Consider the following 292-nt stretch of genomic DNA (forward strand, 5'->3'; position numbering starts at 1 on the left):
CGAGCGTGGTACCGCTGTCCAGGCTGGTATTGAAGCTCAGGCCATAGAGGCGGATGTCCTCCGGAAAAGCGGCGAAGTAGCGCGCGCTTCCCAGGCGGTATGCCTGCACCAGGCCCTGCCCGGCCGTACTGCCGATGAAACCGGCGCAACCCGGCCCGGGAATGCCGAGGTTGCCGCACAGCTGCGGAGCGAAATCGAGATTGCGGGTGTTCGGCCCGGTCGTGGTGCTGAAATACGGCTGACGGCTGTGGTAGTTGATGAAGTAGCCGGCGAATTCACTGTTCAACTGTGG

General features: G+C 63.0%; 1 protein-coding gene. It reads right to left on the bottom strand.

The features are described from left to right. A partial coding sequence (locus tag J0A65_RS27095; protein WP_206597252.1) for a DUF1302 family protein occupies positions 1–292 on the bottom strand: 292 nt, incomplete at both ends.

Origin of the sequence: Bowmanella yangjiangensis (assembly GCF_017255015.1) — a bacterium.
Lineage (GTDB): Bacteria > Pseudomonadota > Gammaproteobacteria > Enterobacterales > Alteromonadaceae > Bowmanella > Bowmanella yangjiangensis.